Genomic DNA, 18,126 nt, shown 5'->3' with positions numbered 1-18,126 from the left:
CAGGGTTGACCGAGACCAGTGGTGCCCTGCCCCGGCACCGTTAAACGAGGTCGTCGGCCTCGACGGCCACCTGGGTGCCGAGCACCCGGTCGCGGACCATCCGGGCGGCGTCCCCGTCGGCGACGATGCCGCGCAGGTCGACGAAGGCCGGCTGCGGCGGCGCCAGGTCGACGGCGGGGTCGACCACCGCCTCCAGCACACAGGGGCGGTCGGCGGCCAATGCCTCGTCCCACGCCGCGCCCACCAGGTCCGGGCGGTCCACCCGGACCCCGTGCATCCCGAGCAGACGCGCCCAACCGGCGTACGGGACGTCGACGTGCCGCCGGGTGGCGTCGGCGGGCAGGTGCCGGGAGCGGCCGGCACCGGAGTTGTCGCGGGTGTTGAGCACCAGCACGACCAGCCGTGGATCCGGCCACCGGTGCCAGTGCTGCGCCACCGTGATCAGCTCGGCCAGGCCGTTGAGCTGCATCGCTCCGTCGCCGACGAGCGCCACCACCGGCTGGTCGGGCGCAGCGAGCTTGGCCGCCACCGCGTACGGCAGGGCACAGCCGAGCGAGCCGAGCGTGCCGCACAGCTGCGCGTTGACCCCGACCGGCAGGCGCAGGTGGCGGGCGTACCAGTAGAGGACCGCACCGACGTCCACCGCGACGGCCCCGCTGCGGGGCATCCGGGCGGACAGTTCCTGGAGTACGAGCTGCGGATTCAGCGGTTCGGCGGGGAGGTCGGCCCGGCCGGCGGCCTCGCCGCGCCACCGGTCCACGGAGCCCTCCACCGTCGCGCGCCACGACGGTCTGGGGCGGTCGGGCACCCGGGTGAGCAGCGCCCGCAGCGTCTCGGCCGCGTCGCCGACCAGCGGCACGTCGACCGGGTAGCGGGAGCCGACCCGCCGGCCGTCGATGTCGATCTGCACGGTGCGCACCTGGCCGGGCAGCGGGTAGTAGTCGGTCCACGGGTCGTTGGTGCCGACCAGCAGCAGGGTGTCGCAGCCGCCCATCAGCTCGGCGGCGGCCGAGGTGCCGACCTCGCCGAGCACCCCGGTGTGGAAGGGCAGCCGCTCGTCGAGCACCGGCTTGCCCAGCAGCGAGACGGCCACCCCCGCGCCGAGCCGGTCGGCCAGGGCCACCACCTCCGGCGCCGCGTTGCGGGCCCCCTGCCCCACCAGGATGGCGGTGCGCTGCCCGTTGCCCAGCAGGTGCGCGGCGGCGTCCAGGTCCGCGTCGTGCGGCAGCACCCGGGCCAGCGGCTCGCCGGGGGTGGCGGTGAGCAACCCGGTGGCGTACGGCTGCAGGTCCGGCACGGCGGACTCCTGGAGGTGCCGGGGCAGCACCACGCAGACGGGGCTGCGGGTGGCCGCGGCGGTGCGGAACGCCTCGTCGAGCAGGGACGGCACCTGGGCGGGGGTGCCGACGTACCGGACGAACTGGTTGCACACGTCGGCGAACAGCCGGCTCAGGCCGATCTCCTGGTGCGCGCCGCCGAGCGGTCCGGAGACGTCCTCGCCGATGATCGCCACCACCGGCTTGCTGGCCAGCTTGGCGTCGTACAGGCCGTTGAGCAGTTGCACGGCGGTGGGCCCCTGGGTGGCGAGACAGACGCCGATGCCGCCGGTGAACTTGGCGTGCCCGGTGGCCATGAAGGAGGCGGTCTCCTCGTGGCGGGCCGGGACGAACTCCGGGTCGCCGCCCGCGTCGTCCAGGGCCCGCACCACGGGTGCGACGGCCTCCCCCGGGTAGCCGAACGCCCGCGGCACCCGCCAGGCCCGCAGGCGTTCGACCACCACGTCGGCGACGGTGTGCTCAGCCATCGGCGCGCCCCGGGGTGGCGGGGTCGACGTAGCGCAGCACCGCGCCCACCCCGTCGGTCAGGTCGGGGGCCTCGTCGGGGCCCAGCACGGTCAGTTTCGCGTCGGTGCCGACCAGCGCCCGGACCAGGGCGGCGTCGGCGCGGACCCGCTGCGGCTGCGCCACGGACATGGCCGCGAGCTGCCCCGGGTCGGTGGCGATGTCGGTGGGCTGCGGCCCGATCCACAGTTCACCGACGGCCGACGGGTCGTCGACGATCAGCATCGTGTCGACCTGGTTGCGCTGCAGCGCCGCCACCACGGCTTCCAGGCCCGCGCCGACGTCCTCCTGCATGCCGAACCGGTCGAGTGCCGCCGAGATCCGCTGGTCGGCGACCTCGGCGACGGTCTGCACCGTGAGGTCGTCCAGCAGGGTGGGGTCGGCGCCCCCGGCCCGGGAGCCGGCGTCGGTGCGTACCACCATGTCCTGCCAGCGGTCCGGCATCTGGGCGGCGATCATGCCGGTGGCCCGGATGTCGCCGGCCACCACGACGACCTCCGCACCGACCTTCTCGGCCAGTTCGACGGTGGCCGCCGTGACGTCGCCGGCGTTGTGGTGCCACGCTTCCACGGCGGCCCGCTGGTAGCGGGACTGCGACCAGCCACCGGGTTGCACCCGGCGCAGCGGGAAGTCCTCCCGGCCGTCGACGTGGGCCCGCCGGGGAATGCCGCCGGCGCTGACCGCCGTCGCGTCGGCGCCGGTGCGGTCCGCCAGCACCCGCACCCAGGCCACCTGTTCGCCGCGCTGGGCGAGCAGTGGCATCACGTGCGGCAACGGCCCGTACGCGGCCAGGTCACTCAGCGGCGGCGCGGACAGGTACTCCGACAGCGCCACCCGGCCCCCGCTGGCGAACACGGCGATGCCGTAGTCGCCCGCCATCGGGTCGTGCCCCCGGACCACCCGGTCCAGTGCGTTCAGCGACGCGTCGTCGGCACCCTGCTCGACCAGTTGACGCTGCAGGCCGCGCCAGCGAAGATCGAGGGCCGCATGGGCGTCCTCGGTGTCCATGGAGGCATCCAGGTAGACCGAGCACCACGGGCCCGGACGGTCGTAGAGCGGGCGCAGGAAGGACAGCTGCATGCTCGACCCCTTTCCAGCTCGGACCTGCGCTTACCCGCGCCACCCGCGTTGTCACCTGTGCCCGCCGGTCGCGTGACCGGTTTTCATTCACGTCGTTCAACCCGGAGGATCGATACGATACGTATCGGAAACCGGACTCTGGGTGGTGTGACCTTGGACAGCGAGCTGCAATCCCGGCGGATCCACCGCCCCGCACAGCGGATCCTCACCGCGCGGGTCGTCCGGCTGATGGACGGTTACGCCCGGGAGATCCGCGTCGGGCAGCCGGTGCTGGTGGCGGTGCTCGCCGCAGCCGGCGTGGTGGGGCTGCTGGCGCGCCTGGTGCGGGCGGTGCGGTCCGCCGGCTCGGGCGCGTCCCGGCGCCGCTTCAAGGACCTGAAGAAGGGCCCGGAATACCTGGTCACCCCGGTTCGGCTGCGCGACGCGGACGGCCTGCTGTACGAGGTCGAGCTGCACGGGCACCTGCCGCAGAGCGCCCTGCACCCGGCCGACCACGTGCAGGTGACCCTGCGCCCGCAGGGCGACCCCGACCTGCCCCCCAAGATCGAGCGCATCGTCAACCTGACGACCGGCCAGCTGCTCACGCCGCGCACGGCGACCCTGTGGTCGCATCTGGGCCCCCCGCTGCTGCTCCAGGCGTTCCTGGGGGCACTGCTGCTCGCCGCCGTGGTCGCCGGCGCAGCGCTGGTCTGACGCTCCCGGCACCCGCGTCGCGCGCGTCAACCCGCCCGGTCAGCCGACGATCGGCGGGCTCGGGCCGCCCGGTCAGCCGACGATCGGCGGGCTCGCGGGTCGCCCGGTCAGCCGACGGTGGCGGGTTCACGGGTCGCCTCGCGGCTCACGCGGAGCATGCCGCGCCGGCGGGCCCACCGCTCGAAGGCGAGGGTGGCGAACGGCGGCACGGCGCAGGCCAGCGCCACGGCGGTGGCCGGCAGGCTCCACCGGTGCAGGCGGGCCACGGCCAGCACCAGCACGCCGTAGGCCACGAACAGCCCGCCGTCGATCGGCCCGAAGATCTGCACGCCCAGCTCGTTGGCGGGCGGGCCGTACTTGACCGCCATGCCGGCCAGCAGGGCCGCCCAGGAGATCGCCTCGGCGATCGCCGCCACCACGAACAACCGGGTCACCGTCTCACGCACGAGACCCATGCTAGCCGCGTCGACGCCTCCCACCGCCGCCGGACGGGACGCGACGGGGATCACCGCACCCCGGCGGCGACGGCGACGGCGACGGCGACCTTCGGGCACCACGGTCGGAGCGGGACGCGGGGGGGGGCCGGGCGACACGGAAAGGTCCTCGGGTCTTCCCCGGTCCCGGTAAACGTGCGACGTTGGAGGCACCAGCGGTGACAGGGTGGTGACCATGGGCGAGGACGTCGGCGTGCGGACCTTCAGTCGGGAGGACAGGGCCAGATACCGGGAGAAGGTCCGGCGCTGCCTGGACGTCTTCGCGGAGATGCTGCGGGAGTCCCGGTTCGACGTCGACCGGCCGATGACCGGGCTGGAGATCGAGCTGAACCTGGTCGACGACGACTCGTTGCCGACGATGCGCAACGCAGACGTGCTGGCCGCCGTCGCCGATCCGGCCTTCCAGACCGAGCTGGGCCAGTTCAACGTGGAGATCAACGTCGCGCCCCGCCGGCTGGCCGGCGGCGGCACCGCCGCCTTCGAGGAACACGTCCGGGCCAGCCTGAACGCGGCCGAGCAGCGGGCCCGCACGGTCGGGGCGCACATGGTGATGATCGGCATCCTGCCCACCGTCGAACCCGAGCACCTGACGGCCGCGACGCTGTCGGCCAACCCCCGGTACGCGCTGCTCAACGAGCAGATCTTCGCGGCCCGGGGCGAGGACCTGCCGATCGCGATCAACGGGGTGGAGCGGCTGTCGGTCACGGCCGACACCATCACCCCCGAGGCGGCCTGCACCAGCACCCAGTTCCACCTCCAGGTCAGCCCTGCCCAGTTCGCCGACTACTGGAACGCCGCGCAGGTGGTCGCCGGGGTGCAGGTGGCCCTGGGGGCCAACTCGCCGCTGTTCTTCGGCCGTGAGCTGTGGCGCGAGACCCGCGTCCCGCTGTTCCAGCAGGCGACCGACACGCGGCCGGAGGAGATCAAGGCCCAGGGGGTACGCCCCAGGGTCTGGTTCGGGGAACGGTGGATCACCACGGTGTTCGACCTGTTCGAGGAGAACGTACGCTACTTTCCCGCCCTGCTGCCGGTGTGCGACCCGGAGGACCCGGCGCGGGCGCTGGCCGAGGGTGGGGTGCCGAAGCTGGCGGAGCTGCGGTTGCACAACGGCACCATCTACCGCTGGAACCGCCCCGTCTACGACGTCCTCAAGGGCCGGCCGCACCTGCGGGTGGAGAACCGGGTCCTGCCGGCGGGGCCGACGGTGCTGGACACGATCGCCAACGGGGCGTTCTACTTCGGGGTGGTGCGGGCCCTCGCGGAGGCCGACCGGCCGCTGTGGTCGCAGATGTCGTTCAGCGCCGCCGAGGAGAACTTCACCACCTGCGCCCGGCACGGCATCGACGCACAGGTGTTCTGGCCGGGCCTGGGCTACCTGCCCGTGACCGAGCTGGTGCTGCGCCGGCTGCTGCCGCTGGCCCACCACGGCCTGGACCGCTGGGGCGTCGATCCCGGTGAGCGGGACCGGCTGCTCGGCATCATCGAGCAGCGCTGTCTGACCGGCCGCAACGGCGCGACCTGGCAGGTGGAGACTCTGCACCGGCTGGAGTCGGCCGACCACCTGGACCGGCCGGAGGCGCTGCGCGAGGTGGTGCGGCACTACGTGACGCTGATGCACAGCAACCGTCCCGTCCACGAGTGGCCGCTGCCCTGACTGTGAGGCTGGCCGGGTCCGGGCCGGTCGGCGAGGTGTCCTCGCGTCTTGCCTGACCCCTCCCCATGAGTTAGGTTAGCCTAACCAAAGGGGAGGAACTGAACAGTGTCGACGCCGATGATGGCTCCCGCAGTGGACGGCTGCGACAGCGAGGTCGTGATCACGAGTGAGGTCGACATCGAGGCGCTCACCGCGACCTACCAGCAGGTGCACGCGGCCGACCTGCACCTGCCCGACCACTGCGTACCGTCGCCGGCCGAGCGCCTGCGGTGGACCGCCGAGGCACCCGGGTTCCAGGCCGGCGTCGCGTACGTCGACGGTCGGCCGGTCGGCACCGTGATGGGCTGCCCGCTGCCGCCGGACACGCTGTGGTGGCGCGACCTGAACCTGATCGGCGACCCGGAACTCACCGTCGAGTGGACCGGGCGCACCTTCGCCATCTGCGAGGCGTTCGTGCTGCCGCAGTTCCGCCGGCAGCGGCTCGGCATCCGGATGGTCACCGAACTGCTCGGCCGGCGCCCGGAGGAACGGGTCAGCATGGCGGTCGCCGAGACCAACGTCCGGGTGTGGCGGGCCCTCCAGCGGATGAGCTTCCACCACGTCGGGAACCTCGTGCCGTTCCCCGGCTGGCGCTCACACCGCATGCTCGTCCGGTCGCTGCCCCTGCACACCTCGCGATGACCCCACCCGCCCGGCACCGCCGGGTCTCCCCTGCCGGCCCGCCCCGATCGGAGTGAACGTGAAGCGAAGCTGGGAAGGTGTCGTCCTGCGGGCGATGGGCGGGAAGGACCATCGGCTGACCGTGCTCGACAACCAGCCTGTCGGGGACCGGTACCGGCGGCTGCTCGTCGACGGCGGCGACCTGCTCGCCAGCCACGCGCTCCACCCCACGATGTGGATCCGCCTGTGGTTCGACAACGGCGGCCGGGCACACCAGCGGGCGTACACCCTGGTGGACCCAGACCCGGCGACCGGGCGGTTCCACCTGGAGTTCGCCCTGCACGACGGATGCGCCGCCCGGTGGGCCAGCACGGCCCGACCCGGGGACACCGTCGAGGCGACCGTGCAGGGCAGCGCGTTCACCATGCCGGACCCGACGCCCGGTCATCTCTACCTGGTGGGCGATGCCGCGTCGCTGCCGGCCGTCAACAGCCTGCTCGACGCCGCTGACGGCGTCGGGGCGACGCTCTGGCTCGAGTACGCGCACGAGGGCGAGAAGGCGTTGACGCCACGCGCCCGCGACCACCACGAGGTCCGGTGGGTGCCGCGCCGCGACAACGGCGCGCACCTGGTCGACACGGTGACCGCCGGCCTGCCCGCCGTCGACGCTGGTGCCCTCTACTGGGTGGCGTGCGAGGCGGCCAGCACCCGCGCGATCACCCGGCACCTGCGTCGAGGGCTCGGCGCGGGCAAGCACCAGGTGCAGTCGCTGGCCTACTGGAGCGCCCGCTGAGGGCGCGCCGCGTCCGCGCGGCGGCACGGTCCGCCCGCCCGGGGCCAGTTGGCCGGCCGGCCCGCGCGGCGGAGGTCCGGACGTGCTCTACCTGACCGCGCTCAACCCGACCGACGCGGTGCTCGACGGCCTGCTGCCGGCGGCGCGGAACCTCGGGCTGCCGGTCACCGTGCTGACCGACCGGCCGGGCCAGTGGCCCCCGTCGACGCCCGTGCGGGCCTGCGCCGTGCGCGACGAGGTGGCGGTCACCGACGCGGTCGCGACGGGCCCCGCCCCGGCCGGCCTGATGTCCAACAGCGACCACCTCCAGGCCGCTACCGCGTCCGCCGCCCGTCGACTCGGTCTGCCGGGCAAGGACCCCGAGGCGGCCAGGCGGTGCAAGGACAAGGCCGCGACCCGCCGGGCGATCGTCGACGCCGACCTCGACCAGGTCCGTACGGTCGTCGTCACACCACAGCAGGCACCCCGGTTCGACCGGTTCCCGGCGGTGGTCAAACCGCGCGACGGCGTCGCCAGCGAGGACGCGTACCTGGTGGTCGACGGCGACGACCTGACCCGCCGGGTGGCCGACGTGCGGCGGCGGCGACCCGACGTCACCCTGGTGGTGGAGGAGTACCTGGCCGGCGAGGTCCGCACCCACGAGACCATCGGCGACGCGACCGGTCTGGCGGTGCTCGGCGGCTGGCGGACCGGTCTCGGCCCACCGCCGACCTTCGCCGAGCTGGCCCTCGACTGGGCCCCGACGGACGCGGCGGTCACGGCCCGGCTGCACGCCCAGCTCGACGCGATCGGGGTGCGCTTCGGCGCCTGCCACACCGAGTACGTCCGCCACGACGACCGGCCCCGCCTGATCGAGGTCAACGACCGCCTGATCGGCGACCGGATGGACCTGATCCTGGCCGAGCTGCTCGGCGTGCCGCTGTTCGAGTACGTCATCCGGCTGCATCTCGGCGAGCCCCTGTCGGCGCTGCCCCTGCCCGACCCGGCGACGGTCGACCGTTGGGCCCGCGTCGAGTACGTCTGCGCCGACCGTGGCGGCACCCTCGTCGCCGCCCCCGGCGGCGTCGACGTACGACGCGACGACGTCCACCTGGGCTGCCGTCCCCTGCGTCCGTTGGGTGCCACGGCTCCCCGCACCGGCACCAACCGCGACTACCTGGCGGTTCTGCACGGCATCGGTCCGGATCCGGCGACCGTGCGCCGTGCGCTGGCGGACTTCCGCGCCGACCTCGAGTGGGTGATCGCCCCGTGACCGACGCGGCGGAGCGGGAGGTGTTCTGCCGGGTCGTCGACGCGCTGCTGCGGGAGGGCCGCCTCGGGGCGGGCGGGGACGGGCGGCCCGACGGGCCCGGCTGGTGGCGGGTGTCGCTCGGCGACGGTTGGCTGCGGATGCCGGTGCGGACCGACGGGTTCCAGCACGACCTGCGGCTCGCCCGCCCGGAGCTGCACGTGCACCGGCCCGGCGGGCCGGCCCGCCGGGTGGACACGGTGGCGGAGCTGCTGGTCCAGCTCGCGCCCCGGGGTGACCCGGACGCCGAGCGGGGGTGGCGGGCCTTCGCCGACGAGTGCGCCGGAGACCTGCTCGCCCGGCGGCTGGCCGCCGCCACCCGGGACCGCACGTACGCCCGGCTCCGCGCCGCGCGGGCGGCCGCACCCGACGGCTACGCGGGTGCGCTGCTCGACGACGTGCTCGCCGCCCGCGCCGGCCACCCGGTCTACCCCACCGACCGGTGCCGGCACGGCCTCGACGCCGCCGACCTGCGCCGGTACGCACCCGAGCACGCCGGGGTCTTCACCCTGCGCTGGTTGCCGGTGCCCGCCGGGGAGCTGCGCCTGACCGGCCCGCTGCCCGACTGGTGGCCCGCGCCGCCACGGCCCGGTCAGGTGCTCCTGCCGGTGCATCCGCTCACCGCCGACCGGGCCGACCTGCCGGCCGTCGACCGACCCGCCGTCGCGGTACGACCGACCCTGTCGATGCGCACGGTCGCCCTCGCCGCCGACCCCGCGACGCACCTGAAACTGCCGCTGCCCACCGCCACCCTGGGCACCCGGAACCGGCGCACCCTGTCTCCCGACGCGCTCGCCGACGGGGCCGCCGTCGCCGCGCTGCTGGACCGGCTCGCCGCGGGTGAGCCCGCTTTCGCCGGGCGGATCCTGCACGCCGACGAGGGCACCTTCGGCCACTGCGGAGGCGACGAGCTGCGCGCGTTCCTCCTGCGGCGGTTACCAGCCGGGCTGGGCGACGCGACGGTGGTGCCCGTGGCGGCACTCGCCGCGACCGATCCCGACGCGGGCACCGTGGCCCAACGCGTCGCGGGAGCGGACCCGTCCCGCCTGCTCGGGTCCTATCTGGACCTGCTCCTCGACTGGCATGTGTTCCTGTGGTTACGTTACGGAGTGGCCCTGGAGGCGCATCCACAGAACATCCACCTCGTCGTTCCCGGCGACGGTGAGGTACGGCTGCTCTACAAGGACAACGACGGTGCCCGCCTGGATCGTCGGCACGCCGCCGGGTTGGCCCTGCGGGACGGCCGCATGTGGGTCGGTGGCCCCGAGGAACTGGTCGACGTGTTCGTCACCATCACCGTGCACCTGGCCGCGGCGGCGCCGCTGCTCGCCCTGGCCCGGCAGGGTGTGCCGGTCGGCTCCCCCGCTGACCTGGTGACGCCCCGACTGCGCGCTGCCCGCGACCGGTGGGCCGCCGGGCCCGACGCGCGGCGGCTCGTCGACCGGGTGCTGCTCGCCGACCGGCTTCCGGTCAAGGCGATGCTGACCGCCGGCACTCTGCTGCCCAAGCAGCGGCTCGGCTGTGCCGACATCAACAAGTACTACCTGCGGTCGGGCCCCAACTACCTGCGGTCGGGCCCCGGCTCCCTGCGGGAGGGACCGTGAGCTGCCCGGCGGCACCGGCCCCGACCCGACCGCCCGCGCGACCGTCGGAGACCGCCGATCTGGCCTCCGCGCACGCCCTGTTCGGCTGCTACCTGCGGGAGGTCGCGGCTCCCGACGGAGACGTCGAGATGGTCGGCGGCACCGCCCGGGTGCGGTTGCGCCACCTCGACCGGACGGTGCTGTGCCGCGTCACGCGGATCTCGCCGATCCTGGCGCACCGCTACACCGGCCAGGTCCGGTGCCTGCCCGGATCGACCATCGCCGACGTCGACCGCCCGGCGGACCGGGGGCACGGCGTCGGGCCGGACGCCGGCCACACCGTCGACGCCGTCGTGCTCGCGGAACTGTTCGCCGCCGAACTGGCCACCCGCACCGGCACCCGCAACGACGAGTTCGTCGGCCAGGTGGCCGCCAGTCGCGGGGCCATCGACCTGGTGCTGCGCGAGCGGCCCGCCCGTGATCCCGCGCCGACCGGCGACCCGGTGACCGACGCCTACGTCGCCTCGGAACAGTCCCTGGTCTACGGCCACCCGCACCACCCCAGTCCGAAGTGGCACGGCGGCGACCCTGTGGGCTGGCGGCGCCACGCCCCGGAACTGCGCACCTCGGTCAGGCTGAGCTGGCTCGCGGTGCCCGCGGAGCTGCTGGCCGAGGACGGTCCCTTCGACGACCTCGTCGCGGAGCTGGACCCACCGGCCGCCCCGACGGGACACCGCCTGCTGCCGGTGCACCCGTGGCAACTCTCGCTCGTGCCGCCGGCCGACCGCCGGCTGCGGGTCCTCGGCCCGGCCGGGGCGCCGCTGCGCCCCACCGCCAGCGTCCGCACCCTGTACGCGCCGGCCGCCGACCTGTTCCTCAAGGCGAGCCTGCACGTGCGAATCACCAACTGCCTGCGCAAGAACGCCCGGTACGAGCTGACCGGGGCCGTGGCGCTGACCCGGCACCTGTCCACCGTCGCGCTCCCGCCCGGCGTCGGTGTCCTCACCGAACCGGCCTACCGCACGGTCGACCTCGCCGGTCTCGACGAGGCGTACGGGACGATCGTCCGGACCGGCATCCGCGCGCACGTGCGGCCCGGCGAGTCCGTGGTGCTGGCCGCCGCGCTGGCCGCCGCGCCACTGACCGTCGCCGACCCGGTCGGCTGGTGGCGGAGCTACGTCCGGCTGCTGGTCCCCGCCGTCCTGCGGTTGTGGTTGGCGCACGGCGTCGTGCCCGAGGCGCACCTGCAGAACGTCCTGGTCGTCCGGGACGCTGCGGGTCGGCCGGTCCGGCTGGTGCTGCGGGACCTGGAAGGACTCAAGCTCGACACGGGCCGCGTGCCGACCTGGCCCGTCGGCCTGCCCCGCGAGGTGGCCTACTCGCCGGCGCAGGCGTACCGGCGGATCGCCTACTGCCTGTTCGTCAACCACCTCGGCGGGCTGGCCGGTGCCCTCGCCGACGGCCGGCCCGGGATCGAGGCCGAGCTGTGGAACGTGGCCCACGCCGTCGTCGAGGCCAGCCACGCCGACCTCGGCGGCCCACCGGAACTGGCGGCGCTGCTCGCCGGTGCCCCGCTGCCCGCCAAGGCCAACCTGCTGGTCCGCTGGCAGCGGGCGGCTGACCGCAACGCCCCCTACGTGACCGTGCCGGGCCCGTTCGGCGGTGCCCGGTGACCCGTCCCGCCTACGTCTACGACCTCGATGCCCTGGCCGTCCACGTGGCCGGCATCCGGGCGGTCCTGCCCGACCGGGTGGATCTGCTGTACGCGGTCAAGGCCAACCCCGACCCGGGGATCCTGCGGACCCTCGCCCGCACCGTCGACGGTTTCGAGGCCGCCAGCCAGGGCGAGTTGCGTCACCTGGCCACGGTGCTGCCCGATCGCCCGGCGGCGGCCTACGCCGGCCCGGGCAAGACCGACGAGGACCTCGTCGCCGCGCTGGCCGCCGGGGTGGGCCGGGTCCACGTCGAGTCCCCCGCGGAGCTGCACCGGCTCGCCCGGCTGGCCCACGCCGCCCACCGCACCGTCGACGTGCTGCTGCGGGTGAACCTGCCGGGTGACGCGGGCGGGGCGAGCCTGGTGATGGGCGGCGGGCCGAGCCCGTTCGGCATGTCGCCGCAGGAGGCGACGTACCTGGCCGCCGACCCGCCGGCCGGCGTGCGGGTGCGCGGGGTGCACGCCCATCTCGCCAGCGGACTCGACGCGCCGGCCGCCGCCGCGACGGCCCGCGCGGTGCTGGACTGGGCGGTCGCCGAGGTGGGGGCGACGGAGGTCAACGCCGGCGGGGGCATGGCCGTCGACTACGCCGCCCCGGACGCCCGGTTCGACTGGCCCGGTTACGGGCGGCTGCTGGGTGCGGCCCTGGCCGCCCATCCGACGGTACGACTGCGGATCGAACCGGGCCGGGCCGTCACCGCCTACTGCGGCTGGTACCTGACCGAGGTGGTCGATGTGAAACGTTCCTACGGGCAGTGGTTCGTCGTCGTCGCCGGCGGCACCCACCACCTGCGCACCCCGGCCGCGAAGGGCCACTCGCAGCCGGTGCGGGTGCACCGCCGTGGTCGGCGCGGTCCGGCCACCGACGGGGCGCCGGTGACGGTCGTGGGCCAGCTCTGCACTCCGAGGGACGTGCTCGCCCGCGCGGCCGACGTCGGCCCGGTCGCGGTGGGCGACGTCCTCGTCTTCGCCATGGCCGGGGCGTACGCGTGGAACATCAGTCACCGGGACTTCCTGCTGCACGATCCGCCGGAGTTCCGCACCGGTACGCCGGAGGACGTGGCGCTGAACTGGGATTCGTGATCACCCCTTGACCACGACGAGGGCTTAGGTAAGCCTTACCTGACGTACGCCGCCCGTCCGGTGCGGTCGACGGTGTCGAAGGGATGGTCGCGTCCATGTCCGAAGCGTCGGCCCCGGGCCGCGCCCCGGCGCGCACCTACAGCCTGCTGGCCGGCCTGTACGTCAGCCAGTTCCTCGGTCTCGGCTTCTTCTACACCGGCCTCGCCGCGATCCTGCGGGACCGGGGCGCGTCGCTGGAGCAGCTCGGCGTCGCCCAGTTGCTGGGGCTGTTCTGGGCGTTGAAGTTCCTCTGGTCGCCGTTGGTCGACCGGTTCGGCAGCACCAGGCACGGTCACTACCGCAGTTGGCTGCTGGTGCTCCAGCCGGCGATGGCGGTGGGACTGCTCGGCCTGCTCGTCGTCGACCCGGTCGACGACTTCGGCTCGCTGATGCTGCTGGCGGGCCTGGTGGTCCTGCTGTCGGCGACGCAGGACATCGCCGCCGACGCCCTGGCGGTACGGGCCCTCGACCCCGCCGCCCGAGGGCTGGGCAACGGCATCCAGGTCGCCGGCGGGTACCTGGGCAACATGCTCGGCGGCGGCGGAGTGCTGATCATCTACGACCGGTGGGGCTGGACCGCGGCCGTGGTCGCTCTCGCGGCGTTCACGCTCCTGCCGGCGGCGCAGGTGTGGCGCCACCGGGAACCGGCCCGCCCGGTGGCGGCGGGCCGGGTCGGGCTGGGCGTACTGGTGAGCGTCTTCCGGGTGCCCGGGGTGGCGCGCTGGGCGCTGGGCCTGCTGCCGCTGTTCTGGATCGGCATCAGCGGCGCCTACTCGCTCGTGACGCCGATGCTGGTCGACGCCGGCTGGTCGCTGTCGGCCATCGGCACGGTGGTCAACGTGGTCGGCGGGGTGGTGGCGATGCTCGGCGCGGTCGGCGGTGGGCTCCTGGTGCGTCGGCTCGGCCGGCGGCGGGCGATGCTGGCCTTCGGCATCGCCCAGTTGCTGGCGATCGCCGGGCTGCTGCCGCTGGCGCTCGGGTCGGGCGGCAGCACGGCCGCGGCGGTCGCGGCCATCGGCCTGAGCACGGCGTACGCCGCCACCTCCACGGTGGTGAACACCATCAACATGGACCTGAGCCGCCCGGAGAGTGCGGGAACGGACTTCACCGTGCTGGCGAGCTTCTCGTTCCTCGCCTCGCTGCTCGCCGGCAGCGTCGGGCTCGCCGTCGCCGGCCGGGTCGGATACCCGGCCGTCCTGGTCGGCGCCGCCGTCATGGTGGCGGCCGGTGTGATCGCCACCCGGTCGTGGTTCGTGGACCGCGCGACCACGGTCGAGGGGCCGGTGAAGGCGGCCCGGCAGGACGACATGGCACCGGTCTGACGAGGCCGCCGACCGCGACGACCAGGTCAGGGCGCGGTCGGTCGGCTCTCCGGCCGTCGCCGCCGCCGGCAGCTGACCGGGGACGGCCTCGACACCCGTCCCGGATCCGCGGCGGTCACTCGCCGGGTCGCGCCGGGGCCACACCCTGGTCGTCGAAGCGGAAGGTGGTCCGCAGCGGGGCGTCACCGAGTTCCTCGGCGATCAGCTCACCGGAGGAGGCCCGTTGCAGGTACGCGGACCTGCTGCTGATCGAGTACGCCGGCTCGCCGGCGGTGTTCCCGACCGGCCTGATGGTGAACAGCTGACCGCCCCGGCGGGCGTCGCAGGCCGCCGCGACGACGGTGAGCGGGCTGATGCCGTTGTGCCGGATGCCCATGCAGGACGGTTCCCCGTTCGCGGTGGCGGCCGTCATGATCAGATGGGTGCCGTTGCCCGACGGGACGAGCACGAGCAGCCCGGAGTCCACCGGCGCCGGCCCGATGGTGAGTCGGCCCTCCTCGGTGACGTGCAGGGTGCCGGCGGGTTCGACGAGGTGGATGTGGATCTGCCGGTTGCCGTCGAGAATCTGCTCGGCGGAGGCGGAACCCGATGTCGTCGGCTCCGGGCTGGCAGTCGGCTCCGGGGTTGCTGTCGGCTCCGGCACGGACGTGGCCGCCGACGGCGCGGCGGCCGTGGGCGCGACGGGCTCGGCCGGTGCGGTGCATCCCGCCAGGGTGAGCGCGAGACCGGTGAGGCCAGCGGTGAGAACAGCGGTGCGGGAATTCGGCATGTCCTGGCCTCCCGGTCGACGACGCGGCAGCAGTCATGCTGCCCGCCGCGATAGGCCGGGAAACGGCACCCCGCCGGGTAGTTCAGCTCCGCCAGTCGCCGGTGAGGCGAAGGTCGGTGTCGTCCCAGCCGTCGGAGGCACACCAGACCCGCATCCGGCACCGGCGTGCCGGGGTGGGCAGCTCGTCACGGCGACCCACGACGGTAACGAGGAGGCGATGCGGGAGATCCTGCGGTGGCTGTGGTCGTCGACCGTCGGGCCGGTGCTCACCCGACTTGGTGTGACGGCGACGCCGAATCGAGGTGACCGGCGAGGTCAGCCGACCCCGGCCGGTCGACCGCCCCGGGTGTGGTGGGTACCCACCGGCCTGCTCGCGTCCCTGCCGCTGCACGCCGCCACCGCCGGCGACCACGGCGCACTCGACGCGGTGGTCTCGTCGGTCGTGCCGACCATCCGGTCTCTGGGTTACTGCCGGCGGGCGGCCCCGGTGCCCCTGCCGCGCCGACTGTGCCTGGTGCTGCCCGGCCCCGGCGGGACGACCGACGGCTCCCGGCTGCCGGCCGCCCGCCGGGAGGTGGCCGGCCTGCGGGATCGGTTCGGCGCGGAACACACCGACCTCGTCGCAGCGCAGGCGGGTGCGGCGGAGGTGCTCGCGGCCCTGCCCGGCCACGCCTGGGCACACTTCGCCTGTCATGCCCGCAGTGACCTGGCCGATCCGTCGGCCAGTCGGCTGCTGCTGTCGTCGCCGGTCGACGGCGCGCTCACCGTCGACCGGCTGGTGCGGCTGCGGGCGGACGGCGGTGAACTGGCCTTCCTGTCCGCCTGCGAGACGGCGGTGTCGGGACCGGCTCTGGCCGACGAGGCGGTGCACCTGGCCGCGGGCTTCCTGACCGCCGGCTTCGGCCAGGTCGTCGCCACGCTGTGGGCGGTGAAGGACCCGGTGGCCCGGCGGACGACCGACGACGTGTATTCGGGGCTGCTCGCCGAGCGTGCCACCTCGGCCCCGGTGGGCGCGGCGGAGGCGCTGCACCGGGCGGCACTGGCGGCCCGGACGCGCTACCCGGACACCCCGACGGCCTGGGCTTCGTACGTGCACCTGGGACGGTGACCCGCCGCCGCAAGGGGTGGGGCCGTCACGGCTGCGTCAGTCGCCGGTGAGCCGCAGGTCGGTGTCGTCCCAACCGTCGGAGGCGCACCAGCCCCGCAGGCGGCACCGGTGCGCCCGGTAGCGCTCGACGGCGGACGCGTAGGCCCGCGCGTCGGCGACCGGCACACCGGCCCGTTCCAGGTCGGCCAGCCGAGGCGCGGGCACCGGTTCGTCGACGGCGTGGATGAGGGCGCTGTCGAGGGCCAGGACGAGTTGTCGCACGGCCCGCGACAGTGGCCGCACCGCGCCGGTGTCGGGTCGGTGCCCGGGATCGACGCCGTCGCGGAGCAGCAGCAGTGCCCCGTCGAGCACCGTCACCGCCACCGGGGCCGACCCGGCTCGGGTGCCGGCGTGGAAGTAGTGCAGCACGGGGAACGCCAGGTGCCGTTGACCGAGCCGGATCACTTCGGCGGTCAGGCTGGTCAGGTGCTGTTCGAACATCGGGGAGAACTGGTCCCCGGTCCAGCCACGCCGGACGACGTCGACGGGATCCACACCGAGGGCGGCGACGTGGCCGGCGACGGTCCGCTTGTCGACCACCGCCGGCACCACCTGCATGAGGTAGGTGATCCCCAGGGTGATCAGGAACAGGCCGGTGAGGACCGCACCGCTGGTCGCGAGCTGCGCCGCCGTGGTGCCGGGGGTGTAGTCGCCGACACCCAGGGTGAAGATCGAGAAGCCGGCGAAGTAGACCCGTGACCAGGTGTCGGCGGGCCGACCGAACTGGTCGAGCACCGCGTCCGGAGACCCGACGAACACCAGGAACCAGCCGATCCACAGGCCGGCCACCCACGTCACGAAGGTGATCAGGAGCACGACGGTGCCGGTCCACCGCAGCAGCCGGTGACGTCGGGGGCCGGTGCCGCCGAGGCGACGGGCCGCGGCCCAGACCCCCTGTGACACGAGTCTGGTCACCGGGCCGGCCCCGCCGACCAGCGACAGTGCGGTCAGGGCGGCGTCGACCAGGACCAGCCCCACGAGCAGTACGCCCGTGAGGACCGCCACAGCAGTCATGGGACCGACCCGCCTCCCGCCGGCCCAGACGCGAACCGCCCCGGGGACGGCAGCGCGCGGGGCCGCTCCCCGCACCGGTCAACCCCTCCAACCTCGGGCATGGCTCATCTCGCCGCAACTCGGCAGCGACCGAGGCTGCCCCGTACCTTCGGCGTGGACGCCCCGTACCTTCGGCGAAACCCGCCCCGGTCAGCGGGGCGGGTTTCGATACGCCCGGTTCACCAGGTCGACGAGTTCGTCGGCGGCGCGGGCGCTGTCGAACTCGGGCCTGGCGAGCTGCTCGGCGACGATGGCGTCGATCGCGCCGTTGAGCAGGACGGCGAGCAGGTCGGGGTCGGTCTGCTCGCGGTAGTCCCCGGCGGAGCGGGCGGCCTCGATCAGGTCCGCGACGCTGCGTTGTCGCGAGGTCGCGCGGGGTCCGTCGTCGCCGCCGGCCTCCCCGGAGATCGCCTCGATGATCATCCGGGCGTGGTCGGGATGTGTCCGCAGGTGGCCGACGAGCGACCGGACGTACGCCTCCAGCGCGGCGGCCCCGTCCCGCTGTGCGACGGCCGCACCGACAGCCGTGGTGAGCGCCTCGATGACCGTCGCGTAGGCGGCCCGCACCACGGCGTCCTTCGACGGGAAGTGGTAGAGGACGGCGGCCTTGGACAGGTCGGCCGCCTCGGCGATGCGGGCCAGGGAGGTGCCGGCGTGACCGTGCCGGGCGACCAGGTCGATGGTCACCCGGACGAGCTGGGCGCGGCGGGCCTGCTCGGTGATGGTCAGCGGCCGGTCGGGACGGCCCTTGCGGGTAACGGCTTCCGGCGTCATACACGGTCCTCGGTGTCCTACACGGTGCTCGATGTCCTACACGGTGCTCGGTGTCGCGCTCGGCGCCCCGTGTCGTTGTCGTGCGGTGGCCCCGAGCAGGGTAACCGGCCGCTCCGGTGCCTGACCGGTCGGTCGGTCT

Annotated in this window: 16 protein-coding genes; 10 read left to right on the top strand and 6 right to left on the bottom strand. The window is 74.4% G+C overall.

The genetic code is table 11. The features are described from left to right. Positions 1–40: 40 nt before the first annotated feature. Together GA0070616_RS26050 and GA0070616_RS26045 are read right to left on the bottom strand one after the other, a co-directional pair. Complete coding sequence (locus GA0070616_RS26050) at positions 41–1,804, bottom strand: thiamine pyrophosphate-binding protein (RefSeq protein ID WP_091088850.1); 1,764 nt, start codon at positions 1,802–1,804, stop codon at positions 41–43. After that, positions 1,797–2,921, bottom strand: a complete 1,125-nt coding sequence (locus GA0070616_RS26045) for a baeRF2 domain-containing protein (RefSeq protein WP_091088847.1) — start codon at positions 2,919–2,921, stop codon at positions 1,797–1,799. Before GA0070616_RS26045 ends, GA0070616_RS26050 begins: the two co-directional genes overlap by 8 nt. Positions 2,922–3,074: 153 nt before the next feature. Between GA0070616_RS26045 and GA0070616_RS26040 the strand changes: the two genes are divergently transcribed. Then, on the top strand, positions 3,075–3,614 hold the full coding sequence (locus tag GA0070616_RS26040; RefSeq protein ID WP_091091691.1) for a hypothetical protein: 540 nt from the start codon (positions 3,075–3,077) through the stop codon (positions 3,612–3,614). 107 nt (positions 3,615–3,721) lie between these two features. Here the strand turns inward: GA0070616_RS26040 and GA0070616_RS26035 are convergent, their stop codons facing one another. Further along, positions 3,722–4,069, bottom strand: coding sequence for a DUF3817 domain-containing protein (locus GA0070616_RS26035; protein WP_091088843.1), 348 nt, complete (start codon positions 4,067–4,069; stop codon positions 3,722–3,724). Positions 4,070–4,283: 214 nt separating this feature from the next. On the opposite strand from GA0070616_RS26035, the gene GA0070616_RS26030 reads away from it, so the two are divergent. The 8 genes from GA0070616_RS26030 to GA0070616_RS25995 all read left to right on the top strand — a co-directional run bounded on the left by GA0070616_RS26030 (position 4,284) and on the right by GA0070616_RS25995 (position 14,244). Beyond that, positions 4,284–5,762 carry a glutamate-cysteine ligase family protein gene (locus tag GA0070616_RS26030; protein WP_091091688.1) on the top strand — a complete coding sequence of 493 codons (1,479 nt, stop codon included), beginning with the start codon at positions 4,284–4,286 and terminating at the stop codon, positions 5,760–5,762. 117 nt (positions 5,763–5,879) lie between these two features. Beyond that, a complete protein-coding gene (locus GA0070616_RS26025) occupies positions 5,880–6,443 on the top strand; it encodes a GNAT family N-acetyltransferase (protein WP_245712904.1) in 564 nt (187 codons plus the stop codon). A gap of 58 nt (positions 6,444–6,501) precedes the next feature. After that, positions 6,502–7,215 (top strand): siderophore-interacting protein, encoded by a 714-nt coding sequence (locus GA0070616_RS26020; RefSeq protein WP_091091683.1) that lies wholly within the window; start codon positions 6,502–6,504, stop codon positions 7,213–7,215. 82 nt (positions 7,216–7,297) lie between these two features. Beyond that, positions 7,298–8,467: an ATP-grasp domain-containing protein gene (locus GA0070616_RS26015; protein WP_091088840.1), complete on the top strand. Its 1,170-nt coding sequence runs from the start codon at positions 7,298–7,300 to the stop codon at positions 8,465–8,467. Then, a complete protein-coding gene (locus tag GA0070616_RS26010) occupies positions 8,464–10,107 on the top strand; it encodes an IucA/IucC family protein (protein ID WP_091091675.1) in 1,644 nt (547 codons plus the stop codon). The genes GA0070616_RS26015 and GA0070616_RS26010 overlap by 4 nt, the downstream gene beginning before the upstream one ends. Continuing rightward, positions 10,104–11,759, top strand: a complete 1,656-nt coding sequence (locus GA0070616_RS26005) for an IucA/IucC family protein (protein WP_245712903.1) — start codon at positions 10,104–10,106, stop codon at positions 11,757–11,759. Before GA0070616_RS26010 ends, GA0070616_RS26005 begins: the two co-directional genes overlap by 4 nt. Further along, on the top strand, positions 11,756–12,883 hold the full coding sequence (locus GA0070616_RS26000) for an alanine racemase (protein ID WP_091088836.1): 1,128 nt from the start codon (positions 11,756–11,758) through the stop codon (positions 12,881–12,883). The genes GA0070616_RS26005 and GA0070616_RS26000 overlap by 4 nt, the downstream gene beginning before the upstream one ends. A gap of 95 nt (positions 12,884–12,978) precedes the next feature. After that, positions 12,979–14,244: an MFS transporter gene (locus GA0070616_RS25995; protein ID WP_217628237.1), complete on the top strand. Its 1,266-nt coding sequence runs from the start codon at positions 12,979–12,981 to the stop codon at positions 14,242–14,244. A 115-nt stretch (positions 14,245–14,359) separates the two neighbouring features. Here GA0070616_RS25995 and GA0070616_RS27825 read toward each other — a convergent pair whose 3' ends face one another. Next, positions 14,360–15,013 carry a hypothetical protein gene (locus GA0070616_RS27825; RefSeq protein ID WP_139129001.1) on the bottom strand — a complete coding sequence of 218 codons (654 nt, stop codon included), beginning with the start codon at positions 15,011–15,013 and terminating at the stop codon, positions 14,360–14,362. Positions 15,014–15,230: 217 nt separating this feature from the next. Here GA0070616_RS27825 and GA0070616_RS25990 point away from each other — a divergent pair, with 217 nt between their 5' ends. Next, a complete protein-coding gene (locus tag GA0070616_RS25990; protein WP_175440211.1) occupies positions 15,231–16,121 on the top strand; it encodes a CHAT domain-containing protein in 891 nt (296 codons plus the stop codon). 36 nt (positions 16,122–16,157) lie between these two features. Here GA0070616_RS25990 and GA0070616_RS25985 read toward each other — a convergent pair whose 3' ends face one another. Together GA0070616_RS25985 and GA0070616_RS25980 are read right to left on the bottom strand one after the other, a co-directional pair. Continuing rightward, the gene (locus GA0070616_RS25985) at positions 16,158–17,165 is read right to left on the bottom strand and encodes a potassium channel family protein (protein ID WP_175440210.1); all 1,008 of its coding nucleotides are present in this window, start codon (positions 17,163–17,165) and stop codon (positions 16,158–16,160) included. Positions 17,166–17,363: 198 nt separating this feature from the next. Continuing rightward, positions 17,364–17,987, bottom strand: coding sequence for a TetR/AcrR family transcriptional regulator (locus GA0070616_RS25980; protein ID WP_091088821.1), 624 nt, complete (start codon positions 17,985–17,987; stop codon positions 17,364–17,366). Positions 17,988–18,126: the final 139 nt, after the last annotated feature.

Source organism: Micromonospora nigra (assembly GCF_900091585.1).
Lineage (GTDB): Bacteria > Actinomycetota > Actinomycetes > Mycobacteriales > Micromonosporaceae > Micromonospora > Micromonospora nigra.
Note: the sequence above shows the minus strand (reverse complement) of the source record. Positions and strands in the feature narration are given on the sequence as shown.